This is a genomic window from Kribbella sp. NPDC004536, from assembly GCF_042873835.1.
GTDB lineage: Bacteria > Actinomycetota > Actinomycetes > Propionibacteriales > Kribbellaceae > Kribbella.
The window spans coordinates 130,816-147,253 of the sequence record NZ_JBIALY010000002.1 but is presented as its reverse complement, the minus strand read 5'-3'; the positions used below and the strand labels follow the sequence as shown (position 1 = coordinate 147,253).

Genomic DNA, 16,438 nt, shown 5'->3' with positions numbered 1-16,438 from the left:
AGAGGAACAGCCATGTTCGATCGGTACATCGTGTCCGACGAAGGGTTCCGGAGCCGCGACGACGGCCGGCCCGGAGGCGTCGTGGAGGTACGGATGCCGTACTACCGCGGTCTCGGCCTGTCGATGGTCGAGGCCGTCGACCTGACGCTCGACGGTACGCCGATTCCGGCCGAGCGGACCGACTTCACGGTGCACGGGAACACCTACCGCTTCGACGAGCTCCCCCGGGTCCTCGACGATCGCTGGGAGATGGGCGAACCGGCGCAGCTCGGCTTCCTGACCGACGAGCCGCTGGCGCCGGGCGAGCACGACGTCGCTGTCTCCGTCCGGCTGCGGATCTCGTACATGCCCGTGCCCGGCGGCGGGCGGGATCACAAGCGGCTCACCCTCAACTCCTGAACGAGAAGGACTTCCCAGATGCCCAGAGTGCTCGTCATCGGCAGCGGCCCGAACGGTTCCACGTACGCGAAGCTGCTGCTGGAGGACCTCAACGACGCCGTCGACCTCGAGGTGGTGATGGTCGAGGCCGGCCCGATCGTGTCGGAGCCGCCCGGCATGAACGTCAAGAACATCACCGATCCGCAGGCCCAGGCGCGAGCGCGGGAGCTGTCGCAGGGCCGCCGTACCGAGTCCGGGGTCACCGGCATCCCCGGCAAGGTCGTGATGGAGGGTACGGTCACCGCCCGGCAGGGTACCCATCTGATCGGGCGTGCGGCCGAGGGATCGACTGGGCTCCCCGCGGCTGCGGCGTCGACCTGCGTCGGCGGCATGGGGGTTCATTGGACCTGTGCCACACCCCGGCCGCGGGGCAGTGAGCGGATCGACTTCATCCCCGACGCCGAGTGGGATGCGCATGTCACGGAGGCCGAGCAGCTGCTGCATGTCGACTTGAAGGCGTTCGGCGATTCGGCGCAGGCGGGTGCGATCCTCGAGCGGTTGCGGGACGAGTTCGAGCCGGACGGGATCGAAGTACGGCCGCTGCCTGTCGCCGCCGACGCTCGGTCTGATGGCACATTGCGGTGGGCCGGGCCGGATCTGCTGCTCGCACCGTTGCTCGACGACGCCCGCTTCACGCTGCGAACCGAGACCTTGTGCGTCCGTTTGCTGCGCGAGGCCTCCCGCGTCGTCGGTGCCGTACTGCGTGACGTGGCGACCGGTGCCGAGGAGGAAGTCCGTGCCGACGCCGTCGTGGTCGCGGCCGATTCGCTGCGTACACCGCAGCTGCTCTGGGCCTCGGGCATCCGGCCGGACGCCCTCGGGCGCTACCTGACCGAACATCCCCTGACGTTCGGCGTCGTCGCGCTGCGGGAGGGCGTCGTACCGACACCGGATCCGGCGACCCCCACCGATCCCGTACGGGCCGTGGTGTCGATCCCGTTCGACGAGGAACGACACCCGTACCACGCGCAGATCATGTACTCCCCCATCTGCCCCGTACCGCTCGCGCCGGACAGCCGCTTCCGGAACAACCCGGCCGGGTACGCCGGCATGGGCTGGGGCGTCCGCAAATGGCCACGCCCGGAGGACCGCGTCACCTTCGTCGACAACGAGCCCGACGAGAACGGGCTACCAGGTATCCGGTACAGCTACGAACTGACCGAGCGCGAACAGGCCGAACTGGATCGTGCCCGCAAACATCAGGCCCGAGCCGCCGCGGCACTGGGCGAATTCGTCGAAGGCACACCAACCCTCATGCCGGCCGGCAGCTCCCTGCACTACATGGGCACCTGCCGAATCGGCCCCACCAACGACGGCACCAGCGTCTGCGACACGTACTCGCAAGTCTGGGACATCGACGGCCTCATCCTGGCCGGCAACGGCCTGATCCCCACCGCCAACTCCTGCAACCCAACCCTGACCAGCACAGCCCTAGCCACCCGAGGCGCCCACGCCCTGGCCAAACTGCTCAAGGACGCCGGCTGAGGCTGCGGTCAGACGTCGTCGGCCGAGAGGAATCGGACCCGGGGTCAACCGAATCGGGTGTCCGGTCGTCTGACTGCTGTGCGGATCCTGAGAAGACTCAAACCTGGTACGCGCGGGCGACATGTCCTGGCGTGGACGGCAACTGTTGCAGTCGCCGCGGTCGGCGTCGCCGGATGCGCGGACACGCCCGGTGGACAGCAGCCGACGACCGGACCGACCCCGACGCCCGCGGCACCGACCACGACGCCGTTCAACAGCACGCCCGCGTCCCCGGTACGCCGGCCGGCGCCGAACCCAACCGCTTCCGCGATGGCAGGCGGTCAGAAGGTCATCTTCTTCACATTCGACGACGGACCGGATCCGCACTGGACGCCGACGGTCCTGCAGGTGCTGCGGCGATACGGCGCCCACGCAACCTTCTTCGAAGTCGGCGACATGCAGTCCGCGCACCCGGGGTTCAGCGAACAGGTCACCGCCGCCGGAAACACCATCGGAAGCCACTCCGTGAGTCACCGGATCCTGACCACGCTCCCGCCGGGCGACCTCCACCACGAGGTCTTCGACGGCCCCGCCTCCACCTGCTTCCGGCCACCGGACGGCGCCACCAATCCCCGGGTACGTGCGGCGATCCGGGCCGCAGGAATGGTCCAGGTGCTGTGGAACATCGACCCCCGCGACTGGGCCCGCCCGGGCACACCAGCCATCGTCCACAACATCCTCACCCACGCCCGCCCCGGCGCCGTCATCCTGCTGCACGACGGCGGCGGCAACCGCACCCAGACGATCGCCGCCCTCAACCAGGCCCTACCAATCCTGAAAACCCGCGGCTACACCTTCCCCCCACTGAACTGCTGAGCCCGACACACGGCGCGGTCGACAACGGAGAACTGAAACACTGACTCAGCGAAAGCCCTCTTGTTGCGTTTCTTCGGAGGCTACGCGGACGCCGTACCGGTAGGCGAGCTTGCCACCGAGCCAGCCGGAGGCACCGAGCAGCGCTACGCCGATCAGGCTCAGGACGAAGGCGGCGACGTTCGAGTTCTCGTAGCCGTGGGAGGCTCGCAGCGCGAAGCTGACCACGAACAGGACAACCACCGTCAGGTTGATGGACATGTGCGTGACCGCGGTCCTGAAGGCCTTTGTGCTCTGCGGGATAGTCAGCAGGTCCATGATGCCGAAGAAGGCTGCCAGCACGGCGCCGACGACCCCGATCGCGATCAGCCAGTACGCGCCTTCACGGAACGCCGCAACGTCCCCTCCGGCGGTCAGGGCGACGATGTCGAACACCACGCTCGCCACCCACGCTCCGATCGGTATCGTGACCATCACGGGGTGGTACGGATGCCCGTACGGGCCCGCGATACTCCACTTCGGGTGCTTTGCACGATGCTGTCCGTGTGCTCCGACAACACCCATGATTCCTCCTCGAGGCGACCGCAAACTGCCGCTGCAGACGTCATCCCGGTACCCACGCGAACACGTCCTCGGCACTCGCGATCTCATCACCTTCCTGAGCAGATTCGCCGGTACGATGCCAGGAAACAGCCGGCGCCAGGGCTGTGTCGCGAACGCACCGGTTGAACTGCGCACTGCCGGGGAACCGGTGCACCGTGAGATTGGTTGCCGTCTGCCTCGGTTGTCTGCTGGTGGTGACGGGCTGTGAGTCGACCGCCGATCGGGTGCAGATCAACGCTGACAGCCTGCACAGCGACGCCGTCGACGGTGCCGTCCTGGCGGGCGAGATCATCGCCGGGAGGGCCGGGGCGACGTTCGCCCGCGCGCACGCCCAGGAACTGCAGGACGACACGAACCAGATCGAGAAGAACGTCTACGACCAACGGCTCCCCCGGTACGACGACCTACAGCAACTCGCGGACCAGATCGGCGCCGCGCTCGGATCAATGGCGGTCCGTCCCGACGACAAGTCCCTAGCGCAGAGCGCCCGCGCCACGCTGCTCCGGCTCGCCGACGACGCCGCCCGGATGACGGCAAGGTGACAGTGTGAAGCGGCTCTTCGGTGTTGCCCTCGGCATCATCGCGGCGCTGGGCGGCTTCGTCGACATCGGCGAACTGGTGTTCAACAGCCAGTCCGGCGCACTCTTCGGCTACCGCACGCTGTGGGCGATCGTCATCGGCGTCGTCGTCAGCATCGTACTGGCCGAGCTCAGCGGCCGGGTCGCGATCGTCGCTCACAAGGCGAACTTCGACCTGGTCCGCGAACGCTATCCCCGATGGTTGTCCACGACAACCTTGGTGGCCGGCCTCGGTGTGTGCCTGATCACCCTGTCCGCGGAGCTCGGCGGTCTAGGACTGCTGCTGCACTACGTCCTCGGCTGGAACGAAGGATTCTTCACCCTCGTCGGCCTGCTGATCATCGTCGCATCGAGCTTGCTGCTGTCCTTCAACACGATCGAGCGGCTCTTCGGGTACCTCGGCCTCGGCCTGGTCGTCTACGTGATTGCGTTGCTCCACCATGGTCCGGCCTGGCACGAGATCGGCCGCAGCTTCCTTCCCAGCGGCGGCGGACCGCAGTACTGGTACTTCGTGGTCGGCATGATCGCCGCCGCGGTGATGCCGTACGAAATCTACTTCTATTCCTCGGGCGCGATCGAAGAGAAGTGGACCACCAAGGACCTGTCGGTGAACCGGGCCAACTCCGGTCTGGGCTTTCCGCTCGGTGGTCTGATCGCCGCAAGCCTGACCATCGTGGCGGCGCAACAACTGATGCCGCTCGGCCTCACCCCCGACAGTCTCGCGACAACGCTGCAGCAAGCCTTGCACGAACTCGGACCGATCGGCTTCTACGCCGCCGTGGTCGGCGCTTTCGCCGCGATCGCAGGCGCGACCATCGACAGCGCGTTCTCCTGCGGGTACGCGCTCGCCCAGCACCAGGGCTGGCCGTGGGGCGAGACCAAGGGCATCCGTGGCGCGCCGCGCTGGTACATGACCATGCTGGCCGCCGCCGCGATCGGTTTCGCGATCGTCCAGACCCGCGTGCAACCGGTCCAGCTCACCGAGTACGCCGTGATCGCCTCGGCCCTGGCGATGCCGCTGTCGTTCTACCCGATCGTGCGCGTCTCGCAGGACCGCGAAGTGATGGGCGAGCACGCCAGCGGAGTCGTCGCGCGACCGATGGCCTGGTTGTCGTACGCCGTGATCTGCGCCGTCGCGATCGCCGGACCGATCCTCATGCTCGTCACCCATCTGGGCGCGTTGAAGTGACGACCCGACCAGCTCGTCAGGTTTCCGAGGGCCCGTAACGGGCAACCGGGCGGTTCCGCGGGGGCCTGAACGGAGGACATCGGATGACCACGTTACGTGCACTGGTGCTGAGTTGTTCGCTGAAGAAGTCGCCGGCGGAGTCGAGCTCGGAACTGCTCGGGCGGGAGGTGCTGGCCGCGCTCTCGGACCACGACGTCGACGGCGAGGTCGTGCGTGTCGCCGATCACGACGTACGGTTCGGGGTCAGTGTCGACGAGGGCGACGGGGACGAGTGGCCGGCGCTACGGGCGAAGGTACTTGCCGCGGACATCTTGATCGTTGCGACGCCGATCTGGATGGGACAGCCCGCCAGCGTGTGCAAGATGGTCCTCGAGCGGTTGGACGCGGAGTTGTCCGAGAAGGACGAGCAGGGCCGGCCGCTCGTCTACGGCAAGGTGGCCATGGTCGGTGTCGTGGGCAACGAAGACGGTGCGCATCACGTCAGCGCCGAGGTCTTCCAGGCGCTGAACGACGTCGGATTCTCGATCCCGGCGGCCGGCGCGACCTACTGGGTGGGCGAGGCGATGGGATCGCTGGACTACAAGGACGCCGGTCCGAAGCCCGACACCACCGGCCTCACCACCAAGACCGCCACCGCGAACGCCGCCCACCTCGCCCACCTGTTGCGCGATCAGCAGTACCCGGCGACCGACAACTGATCGACAGCTACTGCGCTTTCAGAAATCGCCGTAGATCTCCTCGAGATCGTCGTCGGTCAGTTGCGTACCCGTCCGGTTCGGACGCATGTGGTCGGATTCCTCTGGTATCAGCCGAGGGTTTTCAGGAGGGCTTCGGAGAAGGCCGGTAGGTCGTCCGGGTTCCGGCTGGTGATGAGGTTGCTGTCGGTCGCGAGCTCCCGATCGACCCAGGTCGCACCGGCGTTCCGCAGATCGGTCTGCAGGCTCGGCCAGGACGTCAGGGTGCGTCCACGAACTACGTCGGCCTCGATCAAGGTCCACGGTGCGTGACAGATCGCCGCCACCGGTTTGCCCGAGGCAACGAAATCTTTGACGAAGGCAACTGCCTTGGTGTCGCGGCGCAACGCGTCCGGATTCGCGACCCCACCCGGCAGGACCAAGGCGTCGAACTCGTCCACCGAGGCATCTCCCACGATCATGTCCACGGGCAGCTTCTCGGCGGCCGCCAGGTGGTCGAACGTCTGCACCTCGCCACTGTCCGGACTCACCAGCACCGGCTCGTGGCCCGCCTTCTCGACTGCCTTCCACGGTTCGGTCAACTCGACCCGCTCGACGCCTTCTCCGGCCACCAGAAACGCGATTCTGCTCATCACTACCTCCTTGTGCTGTCCTGTCAGCGGTACCCGAGACGACAGCCCGCATGCGGACTTCCCCCAAGAACGATCCCGCCAGGCCGGATCCGGGCTTCCGGCGGCGCGCTAGAAGTCTTTTCTGGCCAGGTTGGCTGTTATGGCTGTGCCGACCATCCTGGTCAGGTTGATCCAGGACGGTTGCATCGTGAACTGCGCGTTCGCTTCCATCAGCCGGTCAAAACGACGCTCCTTGGTGTACAGGAAGTGCGTCGCGGAAACGAACTGGTCGAAGAGGATCGCCTTCTCGACGTCCGCATAGCCGAGGAGGTTGCCGAAGTTACCGCGCCCGGACACGATCTCGTCGGGCTCGTCGTGGCCGCCCCAGACGAGGTAGGGGTTGGTGAAGATGAGGGCGGGGACCGTGTTCACCGCGATTGCGCCGTATTCGAGGGCGTCCAAGGCGCTGTCGAGCGCGACCTGATGGGCCTTTCCGGTGTCCTCGTCGATGACGAGCATGCAGGCGAGGGAGCCGAGCAGCCCGTCGTTGCAGTACTTGACTGCCGCCGGCAGGAACTGGTCGGCGTCAGGCGCGACGTCGAGGGGGATCTCGGCGATCAGCTGGCAAAAGGCCTCGTTCCTGGCCGCGAAACTGCCGGGCGCGGCGCCGGTGATCAGGAGCCCGTCGCTGGCGGCGTACTTCCCGTCCTCGGCTGTCAGCACCTCGGCCTCGGGGTACTCGCGCGCGAAGCGTTGTCGCACCGCGGCGCTGCCGGGGTAGTAGGTGGAGACGGCGGGGGTGTCCTCGGTGAAGGCCTTCCGGACAGCTGCGAGGAATTGGTCACGCTGGGCCCAGTGCTTGGAGGTAATCAGCGTCTGCGCGCGCCCGCACACCGAGCCGCCGTTGATCTTGGCGAGCGAGACGAACTGGACGGCCTGATGGGCGATCTCCCTGTCGGTCCAGGGTCTGTCGCCCGGTACGACGATGCACGGGTTGTTGCCACCACACTCGGCGACGACCGGCGTACTGGTGGCGGCCATGATCGCCTTGGCGGATGCGGTGCTGCCGGTGAAGTAGATCGCAGCCAGGCCCGGCAGCTGGGTCAGGTCCCGGCCTTGGTCGGCATCACAGAACGCGAGCGCACCGGCCTGGACGAGCGGGGCGAAGATCCGCTGCCACACGACGTCGCTTGCTTCGTTGAGGTGGTGCGGCTTGTGGATGACCGCCTTGTTCTCCCAGAACAGGGCTTTGACGGTCTCGGTGGAGGCGCTGTAGTTACCTGCGCCCAGAACGGCAATGACACCGGGCTTCTTGTCGAGCGGGTTCGCCTGTCGCGGTTCCCCCTTCACCCGGAGATGCCCGCGCTGGCGTCCGGCGGTCATCCGGTCCTTGGTGGTCCGGGGGAAGACCTCGACGTCATAGGTTCCGTTCGCCAACGGCGTTACCTGCTTGGCGGTCAGCGGCCTGCCGGCTGAGATCGAGCGGTACAGGTCGATCGTCGCGGCGACGGTCGCGCCGATGAGACCGACGGTTGCGTTGAGGTTCATACCATCGGAGTAGACAGCCTGGCCGACGAGGTCGTTCTTCATCGTGCCGTCGGCGCCGGCGAGCTCGGCCGCGTACCGGACCATGTTGTGCTGGACCTGGCGCAGCAGCGCCAGTCGTTGCGGGACGGGAGTGGCGGCCCACCGGTCAGGTTGGAGTGTCTCGAACGCCGTTTGCGCCTTCATGATCGTTTCCTTCTTCCATTGGGTCGTGGTCGGGCAGGTGCGGCGAGGTCGTCAGGTCGACGGGATGCCGGTGGCGCGACGCATGACCGCGTCGAAGGTTCGGTCCGGGAGTACGTCGTGGAGGAAGATCATCGGTTTGGCACCGAACCCGACGGCGTAGCGGGTGTTCGGCTTGCGAGCCGTGACCGCCTTCCGGATGGTGCGGGCGATCAGCTCCGGTGGCGAGGAGCGTCGCTGGTTGGACTCGGACGACAGTGAGTCGGCGACGGCGTTGCCCTGCGGGGCGTACGCGCCGGCGGAGGAGACGGCGCGGACCTTGTCGGCGGCGATGCCGGCCCACTCGGACCTGATGCCGCCGGGCTCGATCACGATCACGTCGATGCCGAAGGGCTTCACCTCGAGCCGGAGACAGTCGCTGATGGCCTCCAGCGCGAACTTGGTGGCGTGGTACCAGGCACCGAGCGGGGTGTGGATCCTGCCGCCCATCGAGGTGATGTTGACGATCTTCCCCGAGCGGGTGGCCCGCATGTGTGGGAGCACCAGCTGGGTGAGCCGTGCCGCGCCGAAGACGTTGACCTCGAACTGGTACCGAGCCTCGTCCATCGGCACGTCTTCGAGCGCGCCGTACGAGCCGTAGCCGGCGTTGTTCACCAGGACATCGATGCGGCCGGTGTCGGCGATGATCTTGTTGACGCCCTCCTGCATGGATACGTCGTCCGTGACGTCCATCGGGATCGGCCGGATACCGGACTCGATCAGGTGGGCCATGCGCTCGACGCGGCGCGCGGCGGCGTACACGGTGCAGCCGGCGTTCGCCAGTTCCAGTGCCGTGGCTTCGCCGATGCCCGAAGAGGCGCCGGTCACCAGCGCGACGGATCCGGTGGTGGGAGTAGTCATGGTTGCTTCCCTTTCGTACAACGTGATTCGGGTTGGGTTGCTCCACGCTAGGTACCGCGACGCACGATGCCACTAGCACAAGGCGCCGACCGGCTTGCATTTCCCGCCACGCGCCATTGGCATGATCTGCGAGTGAGATGGCGGCTGGTGCATGTTCCTCGAGGCGACCCGGGGGCTAGGCTCGATGCATGGCAGGTGAACGTTTCGACCTGGAGCCGAGCATTCAGGCACTGTTGCGGGACCTCGGCATCTCTCCGGCGCGGGTTCTTCGCCGGGCCGCGCTACCCGCCGATCTGTTCAGCCGCCGGCCAATCGAACTGTCGGTCCCGGAGTACTACCGGCTCTGGGATGCACTCGATGCCGAAGGCAACGCCGCCGCAGAACGCAACCTCGCAGTCGACATCGGCAAGGCGATCTCGGTCGAGTTCTTCTCGCCACCGATCTTCGCCGCGCTCTGCGGCCCGAACCTCACCGCGGCCGTGCAACGGCTGTCTGCGTACAAGCCGCTGATCGGGCCGGTACGGCTCGAGGTCGACACCGCCGACGCGTTGACAATCACGTACGGCTGGCCGTCCGGGCCGAAACCCCCGGCACTCCTGGCCACTACCGAACTGATCTTCTGGGTCGCGCTGGCCCGCATCGCCACGCGCGAGCAGGTCCGGCCGGCGCGCGTCACCATGCCCAACCCGCCGGCCGACCCGACGGCCGTCGAGAACTACCTCGGCACACGGCTACGCAAAGCCCGGACTTACTCGATCACGTTCGCAGCCGCCGACGCCGGCCGCTCGTTCCTCACCGAGAACGAGCAGATGTGGCACGTCTTCGCCCCCGAACTCCGGCGACGCCTCGCCGATCTCCAAGCCTCGGCCACAGTCGCCGACCGGGTCCGAGCCGCGCTCACCGAGACGCTGCCCGCCGGCAACGCCTCGATCAACGCCGTCACCAATCAGCTCGCCACCAGCGCCCGGACCCTCCAACGGCAACTCAGCCAGGAAGGCACCTCCTACCAGGCGATCCTCGCCAGCACCCGCGAGAACCTCGCCCGGCACTACCTCACCAACGGCGACCTACGTACCTCGGAGATCGCCTTCCTCCTCGGCTACGACGACACGAACTCGTTCTACCGAGCCTTCAAATCCTGGACCGGAACAACCCCCGACGGTCTCCGAGCCTCCGCCCTCGCCGGCGCCTAGCGTCCAAGAAGGTCCAAAGGTTCTGGTGATCCGCGACCCTCACGGCCACCTGATCTGTCTGTTCCTGCCTGGCTTCTGACAGCTCACCGCGGCAGGGCGGGCGGTGTTGACCGGTTGTGGCCACTCGGCGGCGGCGGTCCAGCCTTGACCGTCCGAATACCCGCTTGCTAGCTTCCGCGAAAGCGGTTTCACAACGGTGCCGCGCAGGGCTGACCAAGACACGCAGGTCGAAGGGGATAGCCATGAATGGTGCGAACCGCCCGGCCCGTACGTTCCGCCGCGCCGTGGCCGCCTTGGCGACCGCACTTCTGACCTCCGCGTCGGTCATCGGGTTCAGTACGGGCGCCCACGCCGACGAAACGCACCTCGTCGCTGAGGGCGAGCACCCCGTCTCGACCACCATGACACCGGGGGCAACCGCCGACGCGAACGCGAGCGGCGGCTCCTACCTCTTCCTCTACACAGCATCCGACGCGCCGGCCGATGGTTACACAGCCACCTATGAGATCGAGGCGCCGACCGCGGGTGCGTACGAGTTCGACGGCGTCTCGAGCCCGGTCACCGGGGCCGGCTGGGCGTCGCCGTACACGTACTCCGTCAATGGCGGCCCTGCCGTTTCGACGGCGGGGGCGACGCAGACCGGCACAGTAGACAGTCAGTTGTTCGCTTATCGCTACGGTGTCGTCGGATTGCGGCAAGGCTCGAACACCGTGACGGTCACGGTGAACACTCGCCGCCAGGCTCCGAACACGAACTACACGCTTCTTCTCGACAAGCTCTCCTTCACGAGCGTGCCGCTCGCGGTCGTGTCGCTCGTCGACGCCCCGAATCTCAACGTCTACCCCCACGGGGCGTCCGTCACGATCCCGGCACAGCTGAACGCAGGGATCCCCGGCGGCGTGGACGTCACCTACTCGGTGAACGACTACTGGGACCACGAGGTTGCCCACGGGACGGTGCGTACGGCGGACGGAGCGGACAACGTGCCGATCCCGCTCGGCAACTCGCTCCCGACGGGTTACTACAAGATCGTCGCGAGCGTCGGCGCGACGCAACCGGCGACGAGTGGCAGTTTTGTGATCACACCTTCGGAGGCTGAGCGGAATCGTCCCGCCGACAGCCCCTTCGGTGCGGACCTCTGGGGCTCCAAATTCGTGCCGGCCACCAGTGCGTCCGCGTTCGGTCACGTACTCAAGCTCACCGGTCTCAGCTGGCTCCGCGACCGCCACCGCTGGAACAACCAGACCAACCCGTCGGCCGGTACGTTCGACTTCGACAGCCAGGCGCAGCAGGACGCGTGGCTGGCGATCGCGAAGGAGAACGGCCTCAAGACCGTGAGCAGTTATGCGACCGCGCCGAGCTGGACGACGAGCGGCGACAAGAAGCTGCCGCAGGACTTGTTCGCGGCCTACGACTACGCGAAGGCAGCCGGCGCGCGCTACCGGGACACCGTCCAGGGCTGGGAAATCTGGAACGAGCAGAATCGCGGATTCACCTCGGCCGACGAGGGCGCCGACGCCTACGCTGCGATGGCGAAAGCATCGGCGATCGGATTCGCCGACTCGGGCGCGACCCCTCAGCTGACGGACGGGGGCCTCGCCGGCCTCGACCCGCACTACTCGGACCTGCTCTACCGGAACCGAGTGCTCGACTACCTCGACGGCTTCGCGTATCACACGCACACCGGTCACAACCAGGACGCGACGAACGACCCCTCGCAGGACTTTTCGCGCGAGCTCGCGGCGGCTCGGCCGTACGGCGGCGACAACAAGAGCCACTGGGTGACTGAGTCAGGTGATGGCCTGAACACGTGGGACAAGTCCTTTCCCGACGAGAAGCAGTGGATCGGCCAGGCGCGGTACCTCGTGACCGACGCCGTGCGGGGTCTCGCAAACGGCACAACGCACCAATTCTTCTTCATCGACGCCAACTATGCGGAGAACACGATCACGTGGGGCGCGAACGGCCGTCCAGATCTCGGGCAGCCGATGCAATCGATGGCTGCGCAGTCCGTCCTCACGCAGCAACTCGGTGCGGCGGTCTACAAGGGCCGTCTTCCGCACCTCCCGGCAGGTGTCGACGGCTACGTCTTCCAGGACCGCGGCACCTGGGCAACCGTGCTCTGGTCGCCGACCCCGACGAGTGTCACGGTGGACCTAGGCGCGACCACCGCCGAGCAGGCAGACATCATGGGCCGCCCGACCGCGCTCACCGCAGCGAACGGCCACTACACACTTCAGCTCGGCCCCGACCCGATCTACGTCCGCACCATGGGCCCAGTCCCAGGCGTAGCAAAGACGGTCGCACCGCCCGCCGCCGCGCCGCCGGTTACAGCGCAAGGCTTCAGCCAGGCGGGCCGAATCGTGCTCCAGCAACACTGGGATGCAACGGCTTCAGCCAAGGCGCTCACCGACGGCTACGCGCTCCGGACCGACTCGGCAAACACGCTGACAGTGGATGTCTACAACTTCAACGATGCTCCACAGACCGGCACCGTCTCCGCCGCGGACGACGGCGGCTGGACGATCGCGAATGCGACGCAGACGGTGACCGTTCCAGCGAAGAGCAAGGTCAGCATCACGTTCGCGGTCACGGCCGGCGCGGGTCTGCGGCAGAGTCCGACCTATCTCACCGTTCGCGGCTCGTTCGCCGGGGCGGCGACCTCGCCGTCCGTGACCGACGTACGGCCGGCAACCCCCGTCCTCGCTTCGCCCACCCACCTTCGCGATGGCGGGTCGAATCGCATCGAGGTGACGTATACGAACAGCACCGCCGCGACGAAGACCATCACGAAGGCGACCTGGGACCTGGGCACCGGCGCGGTCGACGGCCACCTGCCGGCGGACCCCACGGTCCCGACCGGCGGCCAGGCCACGCTCGTTTCGCCTGTCGCCCCGCCTGGACAGCCGACGCGCACGTACTCGCTCGAGGTGACGTTCTCGGACGGGAGTACGGCCCGCTTCAGCGGCACGATCTCCACTCCGGCGCCGTCCGAAGTCACGGACGTCGCCAACGCGGGGATCACCGTCGACGGCGTCCAGGACAACACCGCTCACCTGACCGAGATCCACCCCACAGCCCCCGGCGTAGCCCCGGCGAATCTCTCGGCGAAGGCCTACCTCGGCTGGAGCCAGACGGACCTCTACCTCTCGGCCAAGGTCACCGACGATGTGATGTCGACCAAGCCGATCCAGACGAGTTGGCAAGCCGACGGCATCCAGCTCGGCGTCGCGCCCGGCTGGCCGGGCGAGACCAACCTACGACCCGAACTGCAGCCTCACGTCGAGTACGGGATCGCCCTCGACAGCGGAACGCCGAAGGTCTGGAACTTCGCAGCCAACAGTCCTGTTCCGGGTGCGCAGGTCGCGATTGTCCGCGACGAAGCGTCGCACACCACGACGTACGAGGCCGCGATCCCTTGGACGTCGATCGGCATGGGCATCATGCCGCCGCGCGCCGGCACCCCGACCAACCCAGCCGTGTCCGGCACCGCAGCCTCGGTCTCACTCACGATCAACGACAGCGACGACGGGATCAGCCGCGGCTGGATCAACTTCGGCGACGGCATCACAACAACAAAGGACACCCAAACCTACAAGCCGATCGCGTTCGCCGGCTGACGGACCAGTCACGGACCAGGCCAACCAAAGTTATTTGAGTTCGGCTGAGGTCTTGCCGAGGAGCCGGCGGGCGACGATCAGTTGCTGGATTTGTTGGGTGCCTTCGAAGATGTCCAGGATTTTGCTGTCGCGGGACCACTTTTCCAGGAGGTGGTGTTCGGAGTAGCCGAGGGTGCTGGTTAGTTCTACGCAGCGGAGGGTTACTTCGTTGGCGGTTCGGCCGGCTTTGGCTTTGGCTATGGAGGCTTGGAGGGAGTTGGGTTGGGCGTTGTCTGCCATCCAGGCGGCTTGGAGGGTCAGGAGGTAGGCGGCCTCCCAGTCGGCTTCCAGGCCTAGGTACGTCGCGGCCGCAGCGGACTGCTGGTGGGCGGGGCGGTCGTAGTCGACTTGTACGCCGGCTTCCGCCAGGAGGTCGCGGGTCAGTTCGAGGGAGGCTCTGGCGCAGCCGACCGCCATCGCGGCGACCAGGGGGCGGGTGTTGTCGAAGGTCTGCATGACGCCGGCGAAGCCCTTGTCGATGTCGGCTGTGCCGAGGAGGTTCGACGCCGGTACGCGGCAGTTGTCGAAGCGGATCGTGGCGGTGTCGGAGGCGCGGATGCCGAGTTTGTGTTCCAGGCGTTCCACCGTCATACCGGGCGTGTCCTTCATGACCACGAAGGACTTGATCGCGGCGCGGCCGAGGGACTTGTCGAGGGTGGCCCAGACGACGACCGCGTCGCAGCGACCGCCGGCCGTGACGAAGATCTTCTCGCCGTTCAGGACGTACGCGTCGCCGTCCAGGCGGGCGGTCGTCTGGATGTTGGCGGAGTCCGATCCGCAGCCGGGTTCGGTGATCGCCATCGCGGCCCAGACGCCCTCGAAGCGCTTCAGTTGTTCGTCGGAGGCGACGGACGCGATCGCCGAGTTGCCGAGGCCCTGGCGTGGCATCGACAGCAGCAGGCCGACGTCGCCCCAGCACATCTCCATGATCGACAGCACCGACGACAGGTTCGACCCGTTCACCACTTCGTCGTCGGAGGCAGCGGTACGTCGTACGCCGGAAGCGCCCGCGCCGGAACCGGTGCCTGAGGCCCCTAATCCGTCGACCATCGCGGCGAGCATGTCGAGCTCGACCGGGTACTCGTGTTCGGCCAGGTCGTAGCGCCGTGAGTTCGGCCGGAGCATCTCGGCCGCGACCTGGTGCGCCTGGTTGACGAAGGCCCGGAACTTGCGGGGCGTCTCGAGGTTGATCATCAGAGCAGTACCGCGCCTTCCATGATGCCGATGGCCCGCAGGTCGCGGTACCAGCGTTCGACCGGATGTTCCTTGACGAACCCGTGCCCGCCGAGCAGCTGGACGCCGTCCGTCCCGATCTGCATGCCCTTGTCCGCGCACAGCCGCCGCGCCAGCGCCACCTCGCGCGCGAACGGAAGCCCTTGGGAGGCACGCGATCCGGCCCGGTACGTCACCAGCTTCATGCCCTCGAGCTCGATCCCGATGTTCGCGACCATGAACGCGACCGACTGCCGATGGCTGATCGGTTCACCGAAAGCCTCACGCGAGTTGACGTACGGCGTCACGTAGTCGAGCACGGCCCGTGCCGTACCCAACGCCAGCGCGCACCACCCGAGCCGCGACAGCCGCACGCACTCCCGATAGTCGTCCACGGTCCCGAGCGGTACGGCCGGTACGTCGGCCAGGATCACCCGGCTCAGCGACGCCGCTCGCAACCCCATCGACGGTTCCGCCTCGATCGTCACGCCCGGGTGGTCCGGCTCGACCACGAACAGCCGCGGCCCGGCGTCGGTCTGCGCGCCGATCACGAACAGCTCGGCCTCGGCGGCCCGCGGTACGAGCGACTTCACGCCGTTCAGCAGGCCGCCCGTGGACCGCGTCCGCAGCTCGAACGGATCGAACAACGCCCGCGGTTCGAGCAGCGCCAGTGCGGCCGCCGGGACGGACGAACCGGTGAAGGCCGGCAGGTACGTCGCCTGCTGCGTCTCGTCGCCCCACAACGAGATCGCCGTACTGACCGCCGACGGCGCGAGGCACGCGACCGCCTGGCCCATGTCGCCGTGCGCGAGCGCCTCGGCAACCAGTACGCCGGTCATCGCGGAGCGCTCGGTGACGATGCCGCCGAGGTCCTCCGGTACTTCGATCAGGCTCAGCCCGAGCTCGGCGGACGCGTCGAGGATCTTCGCGTCCGTCGTACAGGCGGTATCGGCTGCGGCGGCAGCGGGTCGCAGTACGTCGGCGGCGAACTCACGGACAACCTCGACCATCAGCTGCTGGTCCTCGGTCGGCGTCAGGTCGAACCGCCCGGTCCCTTGCGCCGCCGGCAGCCGGGACGGTGACGCCGGCCTGGACGTGGCGGTGAACCGCCGGGACAGCGCCCCGGCTGTCCGGAATCCGGTCTTGGTGGCCTCGAACACCGCCCGCTCGGCCGGTTTCCGCAGCCCGAGCCGGTCGATCGCCCGCCACTGCGCCAGCCGGTTCAACACGGCGACGCCGAAACCGATCGCGTCCCGCCGGGTCCGCTCCTGAAGGCTCATACCGTCACTGTAAAC

The 16,438-nt window shown here is 67.3% G+C and carries 14 protein-coding genes; 8 read left to right on the top strand and 6 right to left on the bottom strand.

The window, feature by feature from the left end; all coding sequences use genetic code 11:
- The first annotated feature begins 12 nt into the window (after positions 1-12).
- From ACFYRU_RS15625 to ACFYRU_RS15615, 3 genes are all read left to right on the top strand, one after another.
- The gene (locus ACFYRU_RS15625; protein ID WP_387658516.1) at positions 13-399 is read left to right on the top strand and encodes a DUF6379 domain-containing protein; all 387 of its coding nucleotides are present in this window, start codon (positions 13-15) and stop codon (positions 397-399) included.
- Positions 400-417: 18 nt separating this feature from the next.
- Positions 418-1,923: a GMC oxidoreductase gene (locus ACFYRU_RS15620; protein ID WP_387658513.1), complete on the top strand. Its 1,506-nt coding sequence runs from the start codon at positions 418-420 to the stop codon at positions 1,921-1,923.
- A gap of 78 nt (positions 1,924-2,001) precedes the next feature.
- Positions 2,002-2,778 carry a polysaccharide deacetylase family protein gene (locus ACFYRU_RS15615; protein ID WP_387658510.1) on the top strand — a complete coding sequence of 259 codons (777 nt, stop codon included), beginning with the start codon at positions 2,002-2,004 and terminating at the stop codon, positions 2,776-2,778.
- 45 nt (positions 2,779-2,823) lie between these two features.
- Here the strand turns inward: ACFYRU_RS15615 and ACFYRU_RS15610 are convergent, their stop codons facing one another.
- Positions 2,824-3,339, bottom strand: a complete 516-nt coding sequence (locus tag ACFYRU_RS15610; protein WP_387658507.1) for a DUF2231 domain-containing protein — start codon at positions 3,337-3,339, stop codon at positions 2,824-2,826.
- A gap of 194 nt (positions 3,340-3,533) precedes the next feature.
- On the opposite strand from ACFYRU_RS15610, the gene ACFYRU_RS15605 reads away from it, so the two are divergent.
- From ACFYRU_RS15605 to ACFYRU_RS15595, 3 genes are all read left to right on the top strand, one after another.
- Positions 3,534-3,920, top strand: a complete 387-nt coding sequence (locus ACFYRU_RS15605) for a hypothetical protein (protein WP_387658504.1) — start codon at positions 3,534-3,536, stop codon at positions 3,918-3,920.
- 4 nt (positions 3,921-3,924) lie between these two features.
- Positions 3,925-5,145, top strand: a complete 1,221-nt coding sequence (locus ACFYRU_RS15600) for an NRAMP family divalent metal transporter (RefSeq protein ID WP_387658501.1) — start codon at positions 3,925-3,927, stop codon at positions 5,143-5,145.
- An 83-nt stretch (positions 5,146-5,228) separates the two neighbouring features.
- Entirely contained in the window at positions 5,229-5,843 is a 615-nt protein-coding gene (locus ACFYRU_RS15595) for a flavodoxin family protein (RefSeq protein ID WP_387658498.1), read from the top strand.
- A gap of 107 nt (positions 5,844-5,950) precedes the next feature.
- On the opposite strand, the gene ACFYRU_RS15590 is transcribed toward ACFYRU_RS15595, so the two are convergent.
- The 3 genes from ACFYRU_RS15590 to ACFYRU_RS15580 all read right to left on the bottom strand — a co-directional run bounded on the left by ACFYRU_RS15590 (position 5,951) and on the right by ACFYRU_RS15580 (position 9,079).
- Positions 5,951-6,472 carry a type 1 glutamine amidotransferase domain-containing protein gene (locus ACFYRU_RS15590; RefSeq protein WP_387658495.1) on the bottom strand — a complete coding sequence of 174 codons (522 nt, stop codon included), beginning with the start codon at positions 6,470-6,472 and terminating at the stop codon, positions 5,951-5,953.
- A gap of 108 nt (positions 6,473-6,580) precedes the next feature.
- Positions 6,581-8,182, bottom strand: coding sequence for an aldehyde dehydrogenase family protein (locus ACFYRU_RS15585; RefSeq protein WP_387658492.1), 1,602 nt, complete (start codon positions 8,180-8,182; stop codon positions 6,581-6,583).
- A gap of 51 nt (positions 8,183-8,233) precedes the next feature.
- Positions 8,234-9,079: an oxidoreductase gene (locus tag ACFYRU_RS15580; protein ID WP_387658489.1), complete on the bottom strand. Its 846-nt coding sequence runs from the start codon at positions 9,077-9,079 to the stop codon at positions 8,234-8,236.
- A 188-nt stretch (positions 9,080-9,267) separates the two neighbouring features.
- Between ACFYRU_RS15580 and ACFYRU_RS15575 the strand changes: the two genes are divergently transcribed.
- A complete protein-coding gene (locus ACFYRU_RS15575; RefSeq protein WP_387658486.1) occupies positions 9,268-10,272 on the top strand; it encodes a helix-turn-helix domain-containing protein in 1,005 nt (334 codons plus the stop codon).
- A gap of 242 nt (positions 10,273-10,514) precedes the next feature.
- The gene (locus ACFYRU_RS15570; protein ID WP_387658483.1) at positions 10,515-13,892 is read left to right on the top strand and encodes a sugar-binding protein; all 3,378 of its coding nucleotides are present in this window, start codon (positions 10,515-10,517) and stop codon (positions 13,890-13,892) included.
- Positions 13,893-13,922: 30 nt separating this feature from the next.
- On the opposite strand, the gene ACFYRU_RS15565 is transcribed toward ACFYRU_RS15570, so the two are convergent.
- Positions 13,923-15,125: an acyl-CoA dehydrogenase family protein gene (locus tag ACFYRU_RS15565; protein ID WP_387658480.1), complete on the bottom strand. Its 1,203-nt coding sequence runs from the start codon at positions 15,123-15,125 to the stop codon at positions 13,923-13,925.
- Positions 15,125-16,423, bottom strand: coding sequence for an acyl-CoA dehydrogenase family protein (locus ACFYRU_RS15560; protein WP_387658477.1), 1,299 nt, complete (start codon positions 16,421-16,423; stop codon positions 15,125-15,127). The genes ACFYRU_RS15565 and ACFYRU_RS15560 overlap by 1 nt, the downstream gene beginning before the upstream one ends.
- Between the last annotated feature and the right edge of the window lie 15 nt (positions 16,424-16,438).

Bases quoted from the DNA above. Each gene is read 5' to 3' on its own strand.
- ACFYRU_RS15625 (WP_387658516.1), top strand. From the start codon at position 13: ATGTTCGATCGGTACATCGTGTCCGACGAAGGGTTCCGGAGCCGCGAC.
- ACFYRU_RS15620 (WP_387658513.1), top strand. From the start codon at position 418: ATGCCCAGAGTGCTCGTCATCGGCAGCGGCCCGAACGGTTCCACGTAC.
- ACFYRU_RS15610 (WP_387658507.1), bottom strand. From the start codon at position 3,339: ATGGGTGTTGTCGGAGCACACGGACAGCATCGTGCAAAGCACCCGAAG.
- ACFYRU_RS15595 (WP_387658498.1), top strand. From the start codon at position 5,229: ATGACCACGTTACGTGCACTGGTGCTGAGTTGTTCGCTGAAGAAGTCG.
- ACFYRU_RS15590 (WP_387658495.1), bottom strand. From the start codon at position 6,472: ATGAGCAGAATCGCGTTTCTGGTGGCCGGAGAAGGCGTCGAGCGGGTC.
- ACFYRU_RS15585 (WP_387658492.1), bottom strand. From the start codon at position 8,182: ATGAAGGCGCAAACGGCGTTCGAGACACTCCAACCTGACCGGTGGGCC.
- ACFYRU_RS15580 (WP_387658489.1), bottom strand. From the start codon at position 9,079: ATGACTACTCCCACCACCGGATCCGTCGCGCTGGTGACCGGCGCCTCT.
- ACFYRU_RS15575 (WP_387658486.1), top strand. From the start codon at position 9,268: ATGGCAGGTGAACGTTTCGACCTGGAGCCGAGCATTCAGGCACTGTTG.
- ACFYRU_RS15570 (WP_387658483.1), top strand. From the start codon at position 10,515: ATGAATGGTGCGAACCGCCCGGCCCGTACGTTCCGCCGCGCCGTGGCC.
- ACFYRU_RS15565 (WP_387658480.1), bottom strand. From the start codon at position 15,125: ATGATCAACCTCGAGACGCCCCGCAAGTTCCGGGCCTTCGTCAACCAG.
- ACFYRU_RS15560 (WP_387658477.1), bottom strand. From the start codon at position 16,423: ATGAGCCTTCAGGAGCGGACCCGGCGGGACGCGATCGGTTTCGGCGTC.